This is a genomic window from Actinomyces sp. Marseille-P3109 (assembly GCF_900323545.1).
Classification (GTDB): Bacteria; Actinomycetota; Actinomycetes; order Actinomycetales; family Actinomycetaceae; genus Actinomyces.
Map to the genome: position 1 here is coordinate 1298890 of NZ_OOHN01000008.1, position 17949 is coordinate 1316838.

The window sequence follows — 17949 nt, forward strand, 5'->3', positions numbered from 1 at the left end:
CTCAGCCTCTCCGAGCGGCTCCCAGAAGCGTCAGAAGGACCTCCGAAAGCTCTTCTCGGAGCAGGTCGGGTCGCACCCGACCGAGAAGGTGGACATGCACGTACGGCACACCGAGCAGCGCCGCATACAGCCCGTCGACGTCGGCACCCGCCCGCACCTCCCCTCGGGAGATCGCGCGATCGACCATGACCTCGATGTCTGCGCGCACGGCGGCGACGACACTCTGCTGCAGCCTTGCAGTCAGGTCGGGATCACCTGCCATGTCGGCCAGCAGTCCTGGAAGCGTGCTCTTACCGGGTTCGGCGGCGATGAGGTCGACCACCCGTCCGGCGAGGGCCTGAATGTCTCCGGTCAGAGAGCCGGAGTCGGCGAGCCCTTCTTCATCACGGCGGTGAATGACCAGATCGAACACCATTTCCGCCTTCGACTGCCAGCGCCGGTAGATCGTTGTCTTGGCAACCCCCGACTGCCTGGATACGCCCTCGATCGTCAGCGCCTGGTACCCGTGGGCTCCCAGCTGCTCACGCACGGCCTCGGAAAGCCTGGCGTCGGTGTGGGCTCGACGCCGCGAGACGGAACCGCCCTGCTGCTCGGCGTTGGACATGGAGCGCCTCCTTCATCTCACGAGGGGATACGGCCCCCTGCCTCAACGTTAGGGCATCGGGCCCCGTCAGCCCGGTACTGCGCAAGCATGAGGCCCAGGTAGTCGATGAGGTCCTGGCGCAGGCGCTTGGGGGTGATGACGCAGGCATCCGAACCGAGCCGGAGCAGAATCGTCATGGCGTGCAGGTGGTCCATGAACTCCAACTGGAGACAGGTCCATTCGTCCTCATCAGGAGGCGAGTCGTCCACGTCAGTCATCGTTGCGCGCAGCGTCCACTCCTGCACGTCACTCCAGCGCTCATCCCGCACCCAGACAGTGGCTGTGACGGCCTCGAACGTCTCGAGGAACTCCTCACGTCGTTTCTGCCACGCAGCGGTCATGTCGAAGCCGGAGTCATCGGGACACTCCTCAGTGAGTACCTCAGCCTCCTCGATACGGGACAGCCTGGTGAAGCGGATGTCGCCGTCGTGCGAGGCGCACAGGTACCAGCTACGGCCGGCAGCGATCAAACCGTGCGGCTCAACAACACTCTGCACCGCCGTTCTCGACTTGCGCCGGTAGACCATCCGCAACTGGTGACGTGTGAAGACTGCCTTCTGAACTGTTCGGAACACAGGACCGGTACGTTCACGATCTGGTAGAGGCAGCCATCCCTGGGGATCAATGACGATGCGTGAGGCTATATCGACGGATCCTTCCCGCTGGCCGCTGGGGACTGCGGCGAGCAGCTTACGCACCGCTGAGGTGAGAGCCTCACCCAGTCCCAGAGGAACAGCGCCCCACGTAGTGAGACCAGCGAAAAGCGCTCGGCTCTCCTCATGGTTCAGACCTGTCACGTCGATGCGAAAGCCGGGATCGATCCTCACTCCCCCGCAAGGCCCCCGCTCACACCACACCGGTACTCCCGCAGCGGACAGCGCCTCAACATCCCGCAGCACGGTGCGCCGTGAGACCTCCAGTCTCTGCGCCAGCTCGGGGGCGGGCATCCCGCCGTGCGCACGGAGCAACCAGAGCAGGGACAGCAGACGGTCAGCACGCATGTTCTCATCTTCGCACCTACATGACAGAAGGTGTCATCAATCGTCTCTAGCCTCCTGCCGTCAACGCACGACAGCAGCAGAGAAAGGGAGCATCATGCGTACCGAACCAGTCTTCACCCCTAACAGCGTCATCCTCTATGTCTCCGACGTCAAGGCGAGCACCGGCTTCTACCGTAAGATCCTGGGCTCCGGTCCGGTCGAGACCTATCCGGGCTTCAGCGTCTTCTCCCTGTCCGACGGCATGACACTCGGGCTGCAGGCGGCGGACCAGATCGAGCCTGCCGCCGAGCCGTACATTGGTGGCGGCGAGCTGAGCCTGAGTAACGTTGAGTCGGCCGACGTCGTCGACCGACTTTACGCGCAATGGAAGGCCCTGGGCATTTCCATGGTCCTTGAACCAACCACCCTCGAGTTCGGTTACACCTTTGTGGCAGCCGATCCTGACGGTCATCGCCTGCGCGTGTGCGCAACCGACACCTCGAGGTTCAACTGATCGACGTCATGCCTTGGGGCGCTGACGACGACGTCCCTCAGCGGGTACGCGACTCGATGTACCTCGCCAGCGCCCCCAGGGCCCAGTTCACGATGATGTAGGCCACTGCGATGATGACGTAGGTCTGGAAGAAGACAGACAAATGGGCGTCGATCTTCGCCTGGCCGATCACGGTGGAACCGCGATACATGAGCTCGGGGTAGGCGAGCACGTACGCCAGTGTCGTCCCCTTGATGATGGTGACCATCTGAGTGATGAGGGTCGGAAGCATGAGGCGCAAGGCCTGTGGCGCCAGGATGAGGCGCATCGTGAGAGACCCGCTCATCCCCAGTGCCACAGCGGCCTCCGTCTGTCCTCGGTCCAGCGCCCGGACGCCGGAGCGGAAGACCTCCGCCGTCGTCGCCGAGGTGCACATGACGATCGGCAGCGCCAGCTTCCAGAAGTCTGAGACCGTCACAAAGCGAGGAACCACCAGGAGGAAGAAGTAGACGAGCAGCAGCATCGGCACAGCTCGCATGGCATCGATCCACAGACCGACCAGCCATCTGATGGGGCGGTTGTTCAGCAGGCGGAGCCACCCCAGAGCGATTCCCAACGGGAAGGTGAGCACCGCTGCAACGGCCCCCAGGGACAGGGTGGTACCAGCGGCCTCCACGAGCTGACTGACGACCGAGTGTCCCAGGAAGTAGCGCCACTCGGGATAGTCGAGCTGTCCGGCGAGGTCCAGTCGGTAGAGGACCGCACCAGTCGAGGCCACGATTGCGATGACCGCGACGACCGATCCGATAGCGATCAGAAGACGCCCCCGCGGGCCCGGCTCATCGAAGAGCAGCGCCGCATCCGTCGCTCCGGAGCTCTTCCCCCGCTGTCGGCGCGGACGGGGATCTGGCATCGTCATGATGTCTGAGCTCATGCTCGCTCCTTCCCCATGAACTCGAGGCGTCGTTCAAGAAGACCGCCAAGCCTCGTTGCGGCAAAGGCGATCGCCAGGTAGGTCAGACCTGAGGTGAGGAAGGTGATGACTCCCGCAGCCCGATCCTGGTTGATCCGCTGCGTGACGGCAGTCAGCTCGACGACGCCGACCGCCGCGGCGAGCGAGGAACCGATGAGGCAGGCGATGAAGATGTTGACCAGCGGCTGGATCGTGCGGGCCAGAGCCTGGGGCAGGACGATGCCGCGGATAATGAGCCCGAAGGGCATGCCCAGTGCTCGGGCGGCCTCGATCTGTCCTTTGGACACCGAGTTGATCCCGCTGCGCACCGTCTCGCACACGAATCCGGACGAGGAGAAGATCAGTGCGACGATCACCGACCAGAAAAGTGGGATGGTGATACCGGCGTGGGGAAGCGCCAGGCCGACAAGCACCATGAGGCACAGGTTGGGGATGTTGCAGGCCACCGTTACCCACGCGGCACCCAGGGCCCGCAGCGGAGGGATGGGACCGACCCGGAAGATGGCCATGAGCGATCCCAGGACCAGCCCGCCCAGGTAGGACAGAACAGAGATCACCAGTGTGGCGAGCAGCCCTGAACCGATATCAGCGAGATTGTCGGTAATGGCACTCACGGTCGCCTCCTTGAAAGATGCGGGTCGTCACCATGGCCTGAACGCCGCTGGCCATCGCGTCGTCAGCCCGGGCGCGGGCCCCTCCCCGGGACCGACGACGCGATGAACCTCACGGGCTACGAACTTGGTTCAGGACTCCTGCGGGGCCTCCTCGCCGCCCTGGTCGGGCGCCTGCTCGGCGCCTTCCTCAGGGGCTGCAGTCTGCTCAGCGCCGCCGGCCCCGTCAGTACCCACCGCGCCTGCGGCTGATGATCCCGGAACCGAGCCGATGGCCGGTGGCTGAGGCGCGTCACCGCCGAGCGACTTACCGATCGTCGCGTCCCAGATCCTCTTCCATGTACCATCCGCCTCGATCGTCTGCAGGAAGGTGTTGACGAAGGCCTGGGCACCGGAGTCCTTGGGAAGTCCGATGCCGTAGGGGTCCTCGGCAAAGGTGTCACCGACGATCTTGACCTTGTCGTTGGACAGGACCTCGCTCTTGAGCAGTGACTGGTCCACGACGTAGGCCTTGACCTGCCCGCTCTCAACGGCGGCGACGCACTTGGCCTGGGTGTCGAAGGGCTTGGCGGTCGCGTTGGGAGCGTGCTTCTTCAGGGCGGAGGCGGACGAGGAGTTGGACTGGACGGCGACGTCCCCGGTCAGGCTGTCAACACCGGTGATGTCCTTGTTGTCGGCCTTGACGAGGATGGCCTGACTGGAGGCGTAGTACGGGCCGGCGAAGTCGATCTTCTCGGCTCGCTCCGGGGTAATCGTGTACGTGGCGATGACTGCGTTGACCGTGCCATTAGTCAGGACGGTCTCGCGTGTGTCGGACGTGACCTGCTGGACCTCAAGGAGGGAGCGGGCGTCTTCACCACCAACGATGTAGCGGGCCAGCGCCTGCGCGATGGCCGCGTCGAAGCCGGAGATCTTCTTCGTCTTGGAGTCCTCCCAGGAGAATACCTCGGAGGTCTTGGTCCCACCGGTGACGAGCTTGCCCGCCTTCTTGACGGCGGCGGCCCAGCTGGAGGCTGCTACGACGTCGTCGGCGGCCACCGGCCCGGAGTTGATGGCCTTGTCGTACATGGCGTCGGAGGCCGACGCCGAGGCCACGGCCTTGCCGTCTGCGCCCGTGTCGGCGCAGGCCGCCAGCACGCCGGCCAGGGAGACGGCACCGGTGGTGACCAGAAGGCTGCGACGGGAGAAGGTGGTCATGGTGTTCCTTTCGTTCGGACGGGGACGGAACCGTCCCAGGCTCAGGGCCTGCTGTGGCGGTCGCACCCGGGAGAAGGTGCGGTTCGGTGCTCAGTGGCTGAGCACCTTGGACAGGAAGTCGCGGGCGCGCTCGGTGCGCGGTGAGGAGAAGAACTCGGCGGGGTTGCCGGACTCGACGATCTGGCCGCCATCCATGAAGACGACGCGGTCGGCGGCGGAGCGGGCGAAGCCCATTTCGTGGGTGACGACGAGCATGGTCATCCCGGAGCTCGCCAGATCCTTGATGACGTCGAGAACCTCGTTGATCATCTCCGGGTCCAGGGCGCTGGTGGGCTCGTCGAAGAGCATGACCTTGGGATCCATGGCCAGGGCGCGGGCGATGGCGACCCGCTGCTGCTGTCCTCCGGAGAGCTGCGAGGGTCGCTTGCCGGCCTGATCCTCCAGCCCGACGCGGGCCAGCAGCTCACGGGCGCGGGCCTCGGCCCGCTCTCGAGGGATGCCGCGCACCTTGACGGGTGCCAGGGTGATGTTGTCCAGCACGGTTCGGTGCGGGAAGAGGTTGAAGGACTGGAAGACCATCCCCACCTCGGCGCGCAGCTGCGCAAGCGCCTTGCCCTCCTGGGGCAGCGGGATACCGTCGATCTCGATCTCGCCCTCCTGGATCGGTTCCAGGCGGTTGACGGTGCGGCACAGGGTCGACTTGCCCGAGCCGGAGGCTCCGATGACGGCCACCACCTCGCCGCGGTGGATGGTGAGCGAGACGTCGTCGAGCGCCTTGAAACGTCCGTAGTACTTGGTGACGTGACTGACACGCACCAGGACATCGTCCTCGACGTCGCGCTGGGGGCCTGCCGCGTGGTCTTCGGCTGCCTGATCAGGAGAGGGTGCGGATGCGGTCACGAGTACCTCGTCTCAACGTGGATATGGGAGCGATATCTGTCTCATCGACAGCAACACATCCACATGCGCACCGCATTCCTCCTCGCTCGTGACGGCTCGGCTCTTGAGAAGACCTGCCCAAGAGTCCCTGCTCACCTCGAGACGCCGGATCGCTCACGGACAGGATCGCTCGCGGGTCACAGGTTGCCGTAGTTCCGGCCTTTCGTCAGGGAGACTAGCACCGCCTGTGACCGAAAGGTCAACTGAGTCTCAGAAAAACGTCCCTGTGGGATCATGGTCACACGCCGTACAGAGTGCCTAACTGCGCAAGTCGACCGTCCGGTCGTAGTCTCATCCGCATGAGCCCCGCGAATACAGCCGATCCGCGCCGCCGACTCCAGCCAGAGCAGCGCCGGGAGGAGCTAGTGAGAGTCGGTGTCCAGCTGTTCGCGGAAGGAACCCTCGACCGCACTCACGTCAACGAGATCATCAAGCGGGCCGGCGTATCGCGAACGCTCTTCTATCACTACTTCCCCTCCAAGACCGCTTTCGCCCGAGCCATCGTGGAGCACGAGATCCTTCACCTTCACGGTCTGGTGGAGCAGCAGATCGAGCCGACACTGAAAGGGGCGATCTCCACCTTTGCAGGCTATGTGAGGGCCCGGCCCGACAGCTTCCGGGCCCTGCACACAGGAGGCCTTGACCAGGACCCGGAGATCGCGGCCGCACTGGCCACGAGCTTCGAGCGCTACGAGCGCCTCGTCCTCATGTTCTTGGGAGTCGCGGAGCCCGATGAGCGCGCTATGTTCGCGGCCGAGGTGTGGATCAGCACAATGATCGCCCTGTGCCTGGCCTGGCTGGATCATCCCGAGATCAGCCAGGAGACCATCACGAACATGTCCGCCCAGGCACTGGAGAGCCTGGTGTCCCAGGCGCAGCAGGGCAGTGAGGAGATGCCGCCTCAGGACCCGGCGTCAGTCCCCTCTCTCGGTCACGTCATCGCCCAGGAAGCGAGCAATGCGATCAGTCGGGCGGCCGCTGAGGACGACTGCTGAGAGCCGGCCGGGGCCGGCTCTCAGCCCAGCTCGCCCATTCCTATCCACCTTATCCACCTCGCGTATATTTTTTCTGGCATTCCAACCTCAACGTAAGAATGGCATTCGTGTAAGATTAAACGTGGTAACCTCTCCTCCAGTTGCACACGGTGTGCAATAAGAGGATTGTCGAGGACTACCCCACACACAGGGCCGCCTCGCTCCTAGAAGGGGAGTTGATCATGCCTGAAGGCGCCACTGGACGCGCGGTGGCCGTGCGCAAAAATACGTCCCGAGTTCTCTTCGCGCCGGAGACGTTCAACTTTGCCGAGGTGACTCGCGCCATTGAGGTGGCCCGGCGCATGCCCTCGGACGTGGAGTGCGTGTTTGCGGGCTTCTCGCGGCGCAACTCGGAGTACATCAAGGCCGCGGGCTTCGAGTTCCGTCTCCTGACACCGTACCTGAGCGACGAGGAGGGCCGGCAGGCGCTGGCCTTTGACCAGGGACGCAGCCTGAGCCACCCCTTCACGGCCCAGATGCTCGCCCAGCGGGTCACGAGCGAACGGGTGCTGCTGCGCTGCCTACGCCCGGACGCCGTCGTCATCGGAGTAACTCCCAGCCAGTTTATTTCGGCGCGGGCTGAGTGCGTGCCACTGGTTTTCGTACGGCCCTTCGCCTACTCGTTGGCGCACCTGGAGGCTGCGCGCAAGGTGGGCGCCACCGGCTTCCTGCCGCGCACGACCCCTGAGGAGTGCCTGGTCGACGACGCGGCCGCCCACCTGCTCCACATTGCCGGAACCCGGGCGCCTCTGTCGCGCGCCTTCCACCAGGTGGCCGAAGCCAACGGCGTCTCGCTGCCCCAAGGGCTGTTCGCCGGGCTGACCGCTGACCTGAACCTCATCGCCAGCGCTCCGCACCTGCTGCCCCGGTGGCTGGAGATGCCCGAGGGCCACCGGGTGGTGGGACCGGTGTACGCCCATCTGCCCGGAGAGGTTCCCGAGATCGTCGCCGACCTGGCCTCCGGCCCGAAGCCACTGGTGTACTTCGCAGTGGGCTCGTCGGGGAACCGCGACCTCGTCCTCGACGTGCTCCGGGGCCTGGGACGTGCCGACTGCCAGGTGCTGGCACCGGTGCGTTCCCACATCAAGGACGAGGACTTGGACACGCTACCCCTCAATGTTCATGTCACGGACTGGATCCCGGCGCACCAGCTGGGGAACGCCGTGGACCTGGCGATCACGCACGGTGGCGAGGGCACGGTGCAGAACAGCTGCGCGCAGGGATGGCCTTTCATCGGGATCCCGTTGCAGTTCGAGCAGCGCTTCAACGTCCAGCGCTGTGTGACCTTCGGCTCGGCCCGGCTCGTGTCCCAGAAGGAGGCGCGCAAGGCCGACTGGGCCGCGCTGGTGCGTGAGACGCTGGCCGACGACGTCATGCGCTCGCGCGCCCGGCGCATGGCCGATCTCATGAAGGGGCTGGACGGTCCGGGCCAAGCGGCCGAGGCGATCTGCAAGCTGCTCTGAAGGCCGGTACGCGCCGGAGCACCGTGCCTCAGGCCTGCGCTCGGGCGCTGGCGTAGAGGCACACGGCCGCCGCGGCCGCGACGTTGAGAGACTCCGCCTTGCCGTAGATCGGGATGGAGACGACGGCGTCGGCGCGGCTCAGCGCCTCGGAGGGAAGTCCGTGGGCCTCGTTGCCGAGCAGCCAGGCGCTGGGTGCCTCCAGGAGAGACTCGGCATCGAAGAGGTCGAAGTCCCCGCGTCCGTCGGCCGCCAGCACGGTGAGTCCGGCCTCGTGGAGAGCGGCGACGGCGTCGTCGAGGGCCACCCCGGTGACGACGGGCAGGTGGAAGAGGCTTCCGGCCGTGGAGCGCACGACCTTCGGGGCGGTGGGGTCCACGCTGCCCCGCACGAGGACGACAGCGTCGGCTCCAGCGGCGTCGGCGGCTCGGATGATGGTGCCGGCGTTTCCGGGGTCCTGGGCCTGAGTGAGAACAGCAACGAGCCTGGCCCCCTCCAGCGCCGCTGCCAGCGCCTCGGAGCCGGTGGCCTCCTCAGTGGCGACGACGGCGAGGACGCCCTGGGCGTCGGCGCTCATGGCGTCCATGACCTGCTCACTGGTGACGTGGACGTAGAGCTCCGCAGCGACCGTCTCCTCCCAGATATCAGTATGGCGCTCGACGGCGGATTCGGTGAGGTAGACGTCAAGGACACGGTCGGAGGCGTGGCGGACCGCCTCGCGTACGCCCTGGGGGCCTTCGACGAGGAAGCGGCGGTGCTTGTTCCTGACGTTGCGGCGGGACAGGCCGGCCACGCGTGAGACGCGGGCCGAGCCCAGGTTGGTCAGCACCTCGTGGCCGGCGGCCGGCCCCTCACTGACGGTGCGGCGCCGCGGCCCGCGAGCAGCAGACCTCTCGGCAACGTCGTCGAGGATCTCGTCAGCGTCTGGCAAGGAGTGAGGACTCATGCGAGCAGCCTACGTGAGTGACGGGTGAGAACGTCGAATCCTCACCACAGACCTGTTCAGAGGTCAGTGGCGAGGATTCGACGATCATGCATCAGCCGCGAAGCGAGATTCCGCCTCGCTGGCGCATGTCAGGCCTTGGGGGCGTTGACGTCCTCGGGGAGGGCCTTGCGGGCGACCTCCACGAGGGCCTTGAAGCCCTCGGGCTCATTGACGGCCAGCTCCGCGAGCATGCGGCGGTCGATCTCCACGCCGGCCAGGCCAAGCCCCTGGATGAAGCGGTTGTAGGTCAGGCCCTCGGCGCGGGCGGCGGCGTTGATGCGCTGGATCCACAGGCGACGGAAGTCGCCCTTGCGGGCGCGACGGTCGCGGAACGCGTAGACGCCGGAGTGAGTGACCTGCTCCTTGGCCTTGCGGTAGAGGCGCGAGCGCTGACCGCGGTAGCCCGAGGCCTTCTCGAGAACGGAACGACGCTTCTTCTGGGCGTTAACAGCCCGCTTCACACGTGCCATGGTGAGACTCCTTGGTGGGTTGGGCGGTCAGCGACCGAGCAGCTTCTTGACCTGGCGGACGTCGGCCGGGGCGACCGGCTGGTCCTGGGACAGCTTGCGCTTGCGGCGGGAGGACTTGACCTCCAGCAGGTGGCGCTTGTTGGCCTGCTCGCGCATGAGCTTGCCGCTGCCGGTGACCCGGAAGCGCTTCTTGGCACCGGAGTGCGTCTTGTTCTTCGGCATGAGTAATTTCCTCTTCTCGGTCCCTGGCGGACGGTTAGTCGCCGGGACTGCGGACCCCGCTCACGGTGGCGAGGGGGTGGGTCGTTGGGTGTCAGGTGAGTGTCGGGAGCACCGGTGGGCGCTCTCAGGCGTTCTCGCCGACAGGCTCCTCGCTTGAAGCCTTGGCGCCCTTGGGTGCCCGGCCCGCGTGCTTCTCGGCACGACGGGCGGCACGGGCCTCCTCGCGGCGACGGCGCTGATCGGACTTGACCTCGGCCTTCTTGCGGACCGGGGCCAGGACCATGACCATGTTGCGGCCGTCCTGGCGGGGGTGGGACTCAATGGTGCCCAGCTCGGCCATCTCCTCGGCCAGGCCCTGGAGAAGCCTGATCCCGAGCTCGGGCCGGGACTGCTCACGGCCACGGAAGCGGACGATGCACTTGACCTTGTCCCCGCCCTTGAGGAATCGCTCGACGTGACCGCGCTTGGTGGCGTAGTCGTGCTCATCGATCTTGGGGCGGAACTGGATCTCCTTGAGCTGGGTGTTTGCCTGGTTGCGTCGCGCGTCGCGCGCCTTCATGGCCGACTCGTACTTGAACTTGCCGTAGTCCATGAGCTTGCACACCGGAGGGCGAGCGTCGGGGGCCACCTCGACAAGGTCGAGATCGGCCTCCTCAGCCAGACGCAGGGCGTCCTCCACGCGGACGACACCGACCTGCTCGCCGCTGGGGCCGACGAGACGCACTTCGGGAACGCGGATCCGTTCGTTGATACGGGGCTCGCTGATGTCGGTTCCTCACTCTGAGTCACGGATGGTTGCGGAACGAGGAGAGGCCCCCGTCCCTGCCACGCAGGTCGGAGGCCTCGAATCGAGCACGGATGCCGCTCGGCCGTGGCCGAGAGGTAACCGTGAAGGGCCCAGTGCCCTTGCATGAACCCGATTCCCGTAAAGGAACCTAGGTGGGATCGCTCCGCTTGCGCACCGGGGCGAACCCCGGTTGGTCAGTGTGGAATGCTACCAGTACGTCGGTGCGATTCCCAGGCGCTTCCCACACTACCGACGTGAGTCCTCCCACGTATGAGGCGGATCGGGGCGTCAGGAGGCCCATCGATTGGTCCGGATCCCCCACAGGACGACGACGGCGGTGGCAGCGGCCTCGATCCAGAGCACCGTCGTCGTCGGCACGATAATGGAGCAGGCGACGAGTGCCGTCGCCGACGCCCCGACGAGCGCCGCGTCAGGACCCGCCGTGAGCATCTGCACCAGCCCCGGGGGCAGGGACCCCATGGGCGAGGTGACGAGTCCGGCGTCGAAGTCGGGCATCGTCCGGTAACCGGAGCGCAGCGCCACCCCGGCCCAGGCCCAGCCGCTCACAAGAGCCAGGGCGGCCACGATCCCGAGATCCTTCCACGCCGCCGCGGTACCGAGGGCCACCATGGCGGGCACCAGGCTCAGCACGGACCACGCGCCCATGAGGACTGCCGGCACAAGCAGGTGCCCCGTCCGGACCGTCGAGGGCGGCGCCGGCCAGGAGGCGTCGGGAACACCGTCGAACCAGGCCTGTCGGGCGGGCTCGGCAACGGCCAGGGTCGCGATCCAGCCGCCGGTCAGGTAGGTGAACGCGCGCAGCGGACCGCTCACGGACTCGGACAGGAAGGGCAGAACCGCGACGGCCAGGCCGGCCCCCAGCTGAAGCAGGCGCCGGGGCTGACGACGCAGCAGCATCCAGTCCGCCTGAGCCACGCACACCACGACCCTGACAGGCCGGGGCATCCGGCTGGCGAACCGGGCCCATCGAAGCGGGGCGGGGCAGCCGGGTCGGGAGGGTGGCGGCGAGAGCAGGCGCCCCATGGCCCTGGTGTCGAGGGAGAGCAGGGAGACATGGGCGCCGAAGGATCGGGCGACAACGTCGAGAAGCGCGGCGTCATGCAGCTGTCCCAGACTGAGCCGTACCCGTCTCCACCGCAGCACGCTGACAGTGCCCAGTACCCCGGCCAGGGCCGTGACCGCGGCATGCGCGAGCGCAGAGCGTGGGAAAGGGAGGACGGCGCCGGTCACGCAGATGGCTGCCCCGGTCAGAATCAGCGTCCCCCGTAGGCGGGATACGCCGGCGCTCTTGATCTGCGCCGTGATGAGCCCGGAGAGCACCAGGCAGAGCACCGCCGCGAACAGGGCCGGCCACACGGCTGAGGACACCCACCCACCGCCGGCCAGGAGCGCCGGCAGCACGCCCGTCATGGCCCCGATGGCGGCCGCGATGAAGTACTCGGTTCGGGCCACCGGCACCAGGAGGCCGCCTCGGTCCCCGGGCATCGGCAGCCACCAGGCCGCCTCATGGGGGCGCAGGAAGAGCGGTCCGAGTCGGTGGAGCGGCCCGAGGCCGAGCGCGAGGAGCAGCAGCATGAGGGCCAGCAGCAGCCAGCCCGGGTCCAGATCGAGCGGTCCCGGCAGACCGGTGCCCTCGCTCGGCGCGGAGGAACGAGTGATGACCAACCGACGCAGGTAGGGGGCCAGGATCATCCCGACGACGGCTGTCGTCAGGAGCCCGGAGTAGATGTCTCCGACGAGCGCCCACACGCCGCGACGATGCCGTCGAGTGCGCCTGGCGGTCCACCTCCTCAGGTCGGCGCCGTCGGGAAAGGGCTCCGTCTCCGGCTCGGTCGAGGCGGCCTGCGTCCCCGAGGAGCCCCGGAGCGTCACTGGAGACCCTCCTCGATGGCGCGGACCCCCTCGTCCACACTCAGCATCCGGGTGTCGCGACCGACGAGGAGCACGTGGGTGGCTGCCTCCTCCACGATCTCGGGGTCGTGAGAGACCATGAGCACTCCCCCACCGGACTCGCGCTCCTCGACGAGGCGATCCGCCAGGAGCAGCCGGGTCACCCGGTCCAGGCGCTGCTCAGGCTCGTCGAGGACCAGGACTCTGCGCGGGCGGACCAGGACCGATGCCAGCGCCAGCCGGCGCCGCTGGCCCGAGGAGAGCTCCTCGGGCAGGTGCCCCGCGAGCCGGGTCAGATCCAGGTCCTCCAGCAGCTCGGCGACAGCCTCATCAGCATCGACGACGCCGTGACCGAAGCACACCAGCTGCAGGTGCTCGGCGACGGTCAGCGTGGGGAAGAAGGACTCCTGCCCCAGGTCGGTGGCGAGCACGGCGCGCTGCATGCCCGAGCGCGGGTCCGGAACGTGCCCGAGCACCCTGACCTGTCCCTTCAGCGGCTGCAACAGCCCGCAGCAAGTGCGCAGGATCGTCGACTTGCCGGCCCCGTTGACCCCGACCAGCGCCAGGACCTGACCTGCGATCAGATCGAAGGTCGCCGGGGCGCAGACCGGCTCACCGCCGTACCCCACGCTGAGATCGTGGCAGCTCACCAGGGGCTCATGACTCGTCTCGAGGCCGTGGACACCTTCGGCCGCAGCTTCCCGCACCATGGTGGTGTTCGCCACGTCGTCGGCGGTCTCCGGCCGGTTCTCGGGCGTTTTCGCGGGGTCCGGCCGATGTTGAGAAGCAGTGGTCGGCATCGGGGTCATCAGCACTATTTCAACACACGTTTTCCTTGGTGGTCTGGTCAAATGAGATGCCTTACGCTCCGAACCCATGGAATGGAACAGTGTGAGGGCCTCGGACCCGCACGGCGAGGCCGACGGCGACTCCTCCTCCCGACAGGCGGGTACGGACTGGAGCACCACGAGGGACCCAGGTCCCGGCCGGGTGATGGTCTCAACGCGGGACCTCGCCCAGGTCCGCGCGATCGCCGAGGCGGCCGCCCGGATCGCGCAGGACGATGGACGAAAGCAGGATGCGCAGGCCCTGCGCGAGGTCGTCGCCCGCTTCGACCAGGTGGCCGGTCCCCTGGAGGACCACTACGGCCAGGTCATTCGGTGGAGCGCGACGATTCTGGGGCGCTCCTGACATCGTTGCGGTCCTGCCCGCGAAGGCTGCGAGCAGAACCGGATCAGGCCGGTAGCGGGCACAGCTCCACGGTGTCGATGAGGTCACCCCAGGCCGGGTTGACCATGACGTGCTGGCAGCCCTCCAGGCTCCGGGCCACGCCGGAGCGACCGTTTGCGGCATCGATGCGGATGAAGACCCGCAGCTCGGCGCCCTCGCCGGGTCCGAAGGCCACACCGGTGACGCCGTCGACCTCCTCGAGCTGGGCGCGCACCTCGGCCTGAACCGGCTCGTTGCGCCACGACGGTACCCACTCCTCTCCCCCGGCCACAGCCACGACGGCGGGCCGAGGCAGGCGCAGGTCCCGACTGCCCGGGTCCAGCACCCACAGCTGGTCGGTGGACAGGCAGGCCACCTGTGCCGCCCGCTCAGGCGAGACCGGCACGGGGCGCACGTCAGCGCGCCACCGGCCCATGGCCTCGGCGCTGGTGAACACCGGCAGGGCGATGTGCCCGTCGGGCAGGCTCACCGCCAGAGTCGCCGCGTCCTGGCAGGCGTCGGCGGTGTGCACCTCGTGAGCCGGAACCTCCGGTGCGCCACCGCGCGACAGGCTCATGGACCGCGGCTCACTCCTCTCCAGGTGGCCGGGCAGGGCGTGAGCGGCAACAGGAACGATCAGCCGTCCGTTCACAAGGGCCCCCCACAACCGGTCGATGTACTCGTGGCGGGGTAGGTCGGTGGCCTCCAGTGCTGCACCGACCTCCGGGCGGATCGCCCCGTCGTCGCCGGCAAAGGGTGAGGGGGCGGCGAGAAGACGCTCCAGCTTGGCCCGGGCAGCCATGGCTGCGGCCACCTGGGGCGCCTCGGGGCCGAGACCTCGCGCATCCTCGAGCCGGGGGTTCGACACCTGGTTATCAGCAGACCTGCTCATAGCGCTCACGGTAGCGCGTCCGGGCGCAGGGGTATTACTACCCGGGGCATTCCGAACCAATCATGCGTCTTCGAAGATAGCCTGTAGCGGTGCTGTCGCTCTACTCGTTGAAGTACTGGTACACCCGCCGCCTGGGATTCATCATCCAGACCTCGGTGCGTCGTGGCGTCTCCCCCGACGTGTGGACCGCCGTCGGCGTCATCGCTGCGGCGCTGGGGTGCGGGGCCCTGGTCATGGGGTGGTGGCCACTGGCCTTCATCCTGCTGGCAGCCAGGCTCGGCGGAGCGAACCTGGACGGAGCCGTGGCCCGAGCCCGCGGCGTGTCGCGGCCCTTCGGATTCGTCCTCAACGAGATCGGGGACCGGGTATCCGACCTCCTCATCATGGCCGGCCTGGTGGGGCTCGCCCTGCGTACGGGCTCCTCCTCCACCACGGTTCACCTCACCCTCATCGCCCTGGCAGCGGCGACGCTGCCGACCTTCATCTCCCTGGCCGCTGCAGGTGCGGGCGCCACCAGGCTCAACGGCGGGCCGTTCGGCAAGACCGAACGGTGCCTGGCGGCGGTCGTGGCGGCAGCCCTGCCCCAGTACCTGGCGATCGTCGCCTGGGTCATCATCGTGGGCTCCGTGCTGACGGCCTGTCTCCGGCTGACGCGCACCGCCAAGGCGCTCGCCGGACGCACCGGTCCGGCCATGGCCGACGCCATGGCCCCACCGCCGCCGCAGGACATCAACCGCATCGGCCGCAGCGCCCCTGAGGACGAAGCCGTCCCGGGAGCCCGGTCATGAGCACCGGGATCAGCGCCTGGGCAGGTCATGAGGCGACCGGCGGAGTGATCGACTGGCTCGTGGGCGGCAGCCGCTCGTGGACCGTGACCGTTCCCGGGGTGGGGTGGGTCCTCACCGGTCGAGCCGTGTTCCTCGCGGCCACGGCTGTCACCATCCTGCTCCTGGCCGGCATCGGTGTGGCCCTGTCCCGCAAGGCGGAGCTGCGCCGCCGCTGGACCACCTGGGCCATCATCATCCCGGCGGTCGGCATTCCGATCTGGGTCGGACGGGGGACGACGGCACTGCTCGCCACCGCCCTCGGGCTCCAGGCGGTTCGTGAGCTCTCCCGACTCACTCGGCTGCCCAGGATGGAGACCACGATGCTGGCGTTACTGGCGGTGGCCTATCCGCTGGCCGCCTGGCTGCGCCCGGGCCTCATGGCGCTCGCCCCGCTCATGGTGCTCGTGTGCGCCGTGCCCGCGGTCCTGGCCGGCGACGTCGAACACGGTCTGAGGCGGGCGACGGTGGCCGGCTTCTCCTCGATCTGGATCCCCTGGTCCTTGGCGCACCTCGTAGTCCTGTGGCACGACGCCTTCCTCATCGCCTTCGCGGCTGCGGCAGCCGACGTGGCCGCGTGGGCCGGCGGCACCTTCCTGCGCCCGATGGCGTGGGCGCGCCGCCCGTTGTCCCCCTTGTCGCCGAACAAGACACTCGGTGGGCTGGTGGGAGCTGTCGTCGGAGCGGCGCTCATTCTTACCCTGCTGGGTCACATCACGCCTGGCCTGGTGATCGCCGTCGGTCTGGGCGGGGTCCTGGGCGATCTTCTGGAGTCCCTTGTCAAGCGCACCGCAGGCGTCAAGGACGCCGGTGCCTGGCTGCCCGGGTTCGGAGGGCTCCTGGACCGCATCGACTCCCTGCTCCTGGTCCTGCCCCTGGCCGCTGTCCTCGGGTGAGCGCACCACGTCTCCTCCGCTGCTCCCGCTGTACCCGCCACCTGCCCCACCTCCACGTCCCGCTCCGACGACCCCTGTCCCTCTCCTTCCATCGCCCGCACCTCCACAGAAAGACAGCTGACATGCCTCCTCAGACGCCCTCAGTGCCAGGTCCCACCGAGATCGCCTCAGCCGGACACCGACTGCGATCAATCGTGCAAGTACCACAGAAGGTCACCTGGCGGGCGGTGCTGCGTCAGCGCTTCTGGTCCGTCATCATCGCCCCGTTCGGGGGCGTGCGGGTTGAGGGCGAGTTCGAGGCAGACGGCCCCTACGTCGTCGTCGCCAACCACGGCTCCCATGCGGACACGATCGCCATGATGAGCGCCTCCCCCACCCTGATGCGGGTGGTCACGGTCGCCGCTCAGGACTACTGGTTCACCCGTCGCTCGCGTCGCATGGTGGCCAGGGGCCTGCTGGGCGCCTACCCGGTGCGACGTGACGGCGAAGGCGCCTACGAGGAGCTGCGGGGAACACTGGCCAACCGGGTGGCAGAGTCCATGAGCGTTCTCATCTTCCCCGAGGGCACCCGTTCCACGGATGGCGAGATGAGCCGTTTTCACTCGGGAGCCGCCCGGCTCGCGCGTGACTTCGGCATTCCCGTGCTTCCAGTCGCGCTGGTGGGGACCCGCGAGATGATGCCTAAGAAGGGGGGCCTGCCCCACTACTCCCCCGTCGAGGTCCGCGTAGGGGAACCGATCGCCCCCAGCGACGACGTCGAGGGCGTCAGCGAGCAGGCTCGTGCGCAGATCGTGGAGATGCTCCAGCGCCCCCGCAGACCAGAGCCGGTCTCAGACGTCTTCACCGTGCTGCGCACCGGGATGGAAGGCCGCCGAGGAGACGCCGTCATGTTCGTCTGGGGCATGGCCGAGGCTGTCTCCTTCCCAATCATGGCGGAGATGAGCCAGGTGTGGCTGGGACTGACCCATCCTGAGCGGATGTGGCGCCGCGCGGCGCTGGTCGTGGCGGGGTCAGTCACCGGGGTGGCGATCACCCACCTGCTCGCCCGGGCCGGGCACCGCCCGCCTGCACCGTGGACCACGCCGGCGATGAGGACTGCCACCTCCCGTTACCTGAGCCGGGGCCCGTCGGGGTACTGGAAGCAGGCGCTCACCGGGATCCCGGTGAAGCTCTTCGCCGCCGAGTCCGGAAGCCGTGACCTGCCTCTGCCCGCGGTCGTCATCCACGCGGCCGGGGAGCGGGCCGCTCGTATGGCGGTTTCCACTGCCGTCGTCAAGGCGCTGGGCAAGCCGCTCGGGCCGATCACCCGGCAGCACTACGGCCCCTACCTGGCGGCCACTGGCGTTGTCTTCGCCACCGCGCTGCGTGGCGTCATCAAGCACTGGCAGCGACCGAAGCGTCCCGGACACCGGTAGATCGCACG

Annotated in this window: 20 protein-coding genes; 7 read left to right on the plus strand and 13 right to left on the minus strand. The window is 67.7% G+C overall.

The genetic code is table 11. From position 1 onward, the window contains the following. Position 1: 1 nt before the first annotated feature. Both BQ8008_RS05905 and BQ8008_RS05910 read right to left on the minus strand, forming a co-directional pair. Positions 2-604 carry a TetR/AcrR family transcriptional regulator gene (locus tag BQ8008_RS05905; protein WP_108833206.1) on the minus strand — a complete coding sequence of 201 codons (603 nt, stop codon included), beginning with the start codon at positions 602-604 and terminating at the stop codon, positions 2-4. Between the two features lie 17 nt (positions 605-621). Continuing rightward, positions 622-1644: a helix-turn-helix transcriptional regulator gene (locus BQ8008_RS05910; RefSeq protein ID WP_108833207.1), complete on the minus strand. Its 1023-nt coding sequence runs from the start codon at positions 1642-1644 to the stop codon at positions 622-624. 94 nt (positions 1645-1738) lie between these two features. On the opposite strand from BQ8008_RS05910, the gene BQ8008_RS05915 reads away from it, so the two are divergent. Next, positions 1739-2137 (plus strand): VOC family protein, encoded by a 399-nt coding sequence (locus BQ8008_RS05915; protein WP_108833208.1) that lies wholly within the window; start codon positions 1739-1741, stop codon positions 2135-2137. Positions 2138-2174: 37 nt separating this feature from the next. On the opposite strand, the gene BQ8008_RS05920 is transcribed toward BQ8008_RS05915, so the two are convergent. From BQ8008_RS05920 to BQ8008_RS05935, 4 genes are all read right to left on the minus strand, one after another. Beyond that, positions 2175-3050: an amino acid ABC transporter permease gene (locus BQ8008_RS05920; protein ID WP_108833209.1), complete on the minus strand. Its 876-nt coding sequence runs from the start codon at positions 3048-3050 to the stop codon at positions 2175-2177. Continuing rightward, a complete protein-coding gene (locus tag BQ8008_RS05925; protein ID WP_009402373.1) occupies positions 3047-3703 on the minus strand; it encodes an amino acid ABC transporter permease in 657 nt (218 codons plus the stop codon). Before BQ8008_RS05925 ends, BQ8008_RS05920 begins: the two co-directional genes overlap by 4 nt. 129 nt (positions 3704-3832) lie before the next feature. Continuing rightward, entirely contained in the window at positions 3833-4897 is a 1065-nt protein-coding gene (locus BQ8008_RS05930) for a glutamate ABC transporter substrate-binding protein (protein WP_108833210.1), read from the minus strand. A 90-nt stretch (positions 4898-4987) separates the two neighbouring features. Then, positions 4988-5797 carry an amino acid ABC transporter ATP-binding protein gene (locus BQ8008_RS05935; RefSeq protein ID WP_325048122.1) on the minus strand — a complete coding sequence of 270 codons (810 nt, stop codon included), beginning with the start codon at positions 5795-5797 and terminating at the stop codon, positions 4988-4990. A gap of 338 nt (positions 5798-6135) precedes the next feature. Between BQ8008_RS05935 and BQ8008_RS05940 the strand changes: the two genes are divergently transcribed. Together BQ8008_RS05940 and BQ8008_RS05945 are read left to right on the plus strand one after the other, a co-directional pair. Beyond that, positions 6136-6831, plus strand: a complete 696-nt coding sequence (locus BQ8008_RS05940; protein ID WP_234415253.1) for a TetR/AcrR family transcriptional regulator — start codon at positions 6136-6138, stop codon at positions 6829-6831. Positions 6832-7052: 221 nt separating this feature from the next. Continuing rightward, entirely contained in the window at positions 7053-8333 is a 1281-nt protein-coding gene (locus BQ8008_RS05945) for a glycosyltransferase (protein ID WP_108833211.1), read from the plus strand. A gap of 28 nt (positions 8334-8361) precedes the next feature. Here BQ8008_RS05945 and BQ8008_RS05950 read toward each other — a convergent pair whose 3' ends face one another. The 6 genes from BQ8008_RS05950 to BQ8008_RS05975 all read right to left on the minus strand — a co-directional run bounded on the left by BQ8008_RS05950 (position 8362) and on the right by BQ8008_RS05975 (position 13514). Beyond that, complete coding sequence (locus tag BQ8008_RS05950; protein WP_199907944.1) at positions 8362-9276, minus strand: TrmH family RNA methyltransferase; 915 nt, start codon at positions 9274-9276, stop codon at positions 8362-8364. A gap of 128 nt (positions 9277-9404) precedes the next feature. Then, a complete protein-coding gene (gene rplT / locus BQ8008_RS05955; protein WP_003780489.1) occupies positions 9405-9785 on the minus strand; it encodes a 50S ribosomal protein L20 in 381 nt (126 codons plus the stop codon). 27 nt (positions 9786-9812) lie between these two features. Then, positions 9813-10007 (minus strand): 50S ribosomal protein L35, encoded by a 195-nt coding sequence (rpmI, locus tag BQ8008_RS05960; RefSeq protein WP_003780493.1) that lies wholly within the window; start codon positions 10005-10007, stop codon positions 9813-9815. Positions 10008-10131: 124 nt separating this feature from the next. Further along, positions 10132-10773: a translation initiation factor IF-3 gene (gene infC / locus BQ8008_RS05965; protein WP_108833212.1), complete on the minus strand. Its 642-nt coding sequence runs from the start codon at positions 10771-10773 to the stop codon at positions 10132-10134. A gap of 309 nt (positions 10774-11082) precedes the next feature. Beyond that, a complete protein-coding gene (locus BQ8008_RS05970; RefSeq protein WP_108833213.1) occupies positions 11083-12687 on the minus strand; it encodes a DUF6297 family protein in 1605 nt (534 codons plus the stop codon). Next, entirely contained in the window at positions 12684-13514 is an 831-nt protein-coding gene (locus tag BQ8008_RS05975; RefSeq protein ID WP_108833214.1) for an ABC transporter ATP-binding protein, read from the minus strand. The genes BQ8008_RS05970 and BQ8008_RS05975 overlap by 4 nt, the downstream gene beginning before the upstream one ends. Positions 13515-13581: 67 nt before the next feature. Here BQ8008_RS05975 and BQ8008_RS05980 point away from each other — a divergent pair, with 67 nt between their 5' ends. Beyond that, positions 13582-13896, plus strand: a complete 315-nt coding sequence (locus BQ8008_RS05980; protein ID WP_108833215.1) for a hypothetical protein — start codon at positions 13582-13584, stop codon at positions 13894-13896. 43 nt (positions 13897-13939) lie between these two features. Here the strand turns inward: BQ8008_RS05980 and BQ8008_RS05985 are convergent, their stop codons facing one another. After that, on the minus strand, positions 13940-14716 hold the full coding sequence (locus BQ8008_RS05985) for an SseB family protein (protein ID WP_199908027.1): 777 nt from the start codon (positions 14714-14716) through the stop codon (positions 13940-13942). A gap of 179 nt (positions 14717-14895) precedes the next feature. On the opposite strand from BQ8008_RS05985, the gene BQ8008_RS05990 reads away from it, so the two are divergent. From BQ8008_RS05990 to BQ8008_RS06000, 3 genes are all read left to right on the plus strand, one after another. Beyond that, positions 14896-15594, plus strand: a complete 699-nt coding sequence (locus tag BQ8008_RS05990) for a CDP-alcohol phosphatidyltransferase family protein (RefSeq protein WP_108833216.1) — start codon at positions 14896-14898, stop codon at positions 15592-15594. Beyond that, positions 15591-16526 (plus strand): phosphatidate cytidylyltransferase, encoded by a 936-nt coding sequence (locus tag BQ8008_RS05995; RefSeq protein WP_108833217.1) that lies wholly within the window; start codon positions 15591-15593, stop codon positions 16524-16526. The genes BQ8008_RS05990 and BQ8008_RS05995 overlap by 4 nt, the downstream gene beginning before the upstream one ends. A gap of 122 nt (positions 16527-16648) precedes the next feature. Beyond that, the gene (locus BQ8008_RS06000) at positions 16649-17941 is read left to right on the plus strand and encodes a lysophospholipid acyltransferase family protein (RefSeq protein ID WP_108833218.1); all 1293 of its coding nucleotides are present in this window, start codon (positions 16649-16651) and stop codon (positions 17939-17941) included. Positions 17942-17949: the final 8 nt, after the last annotated feature.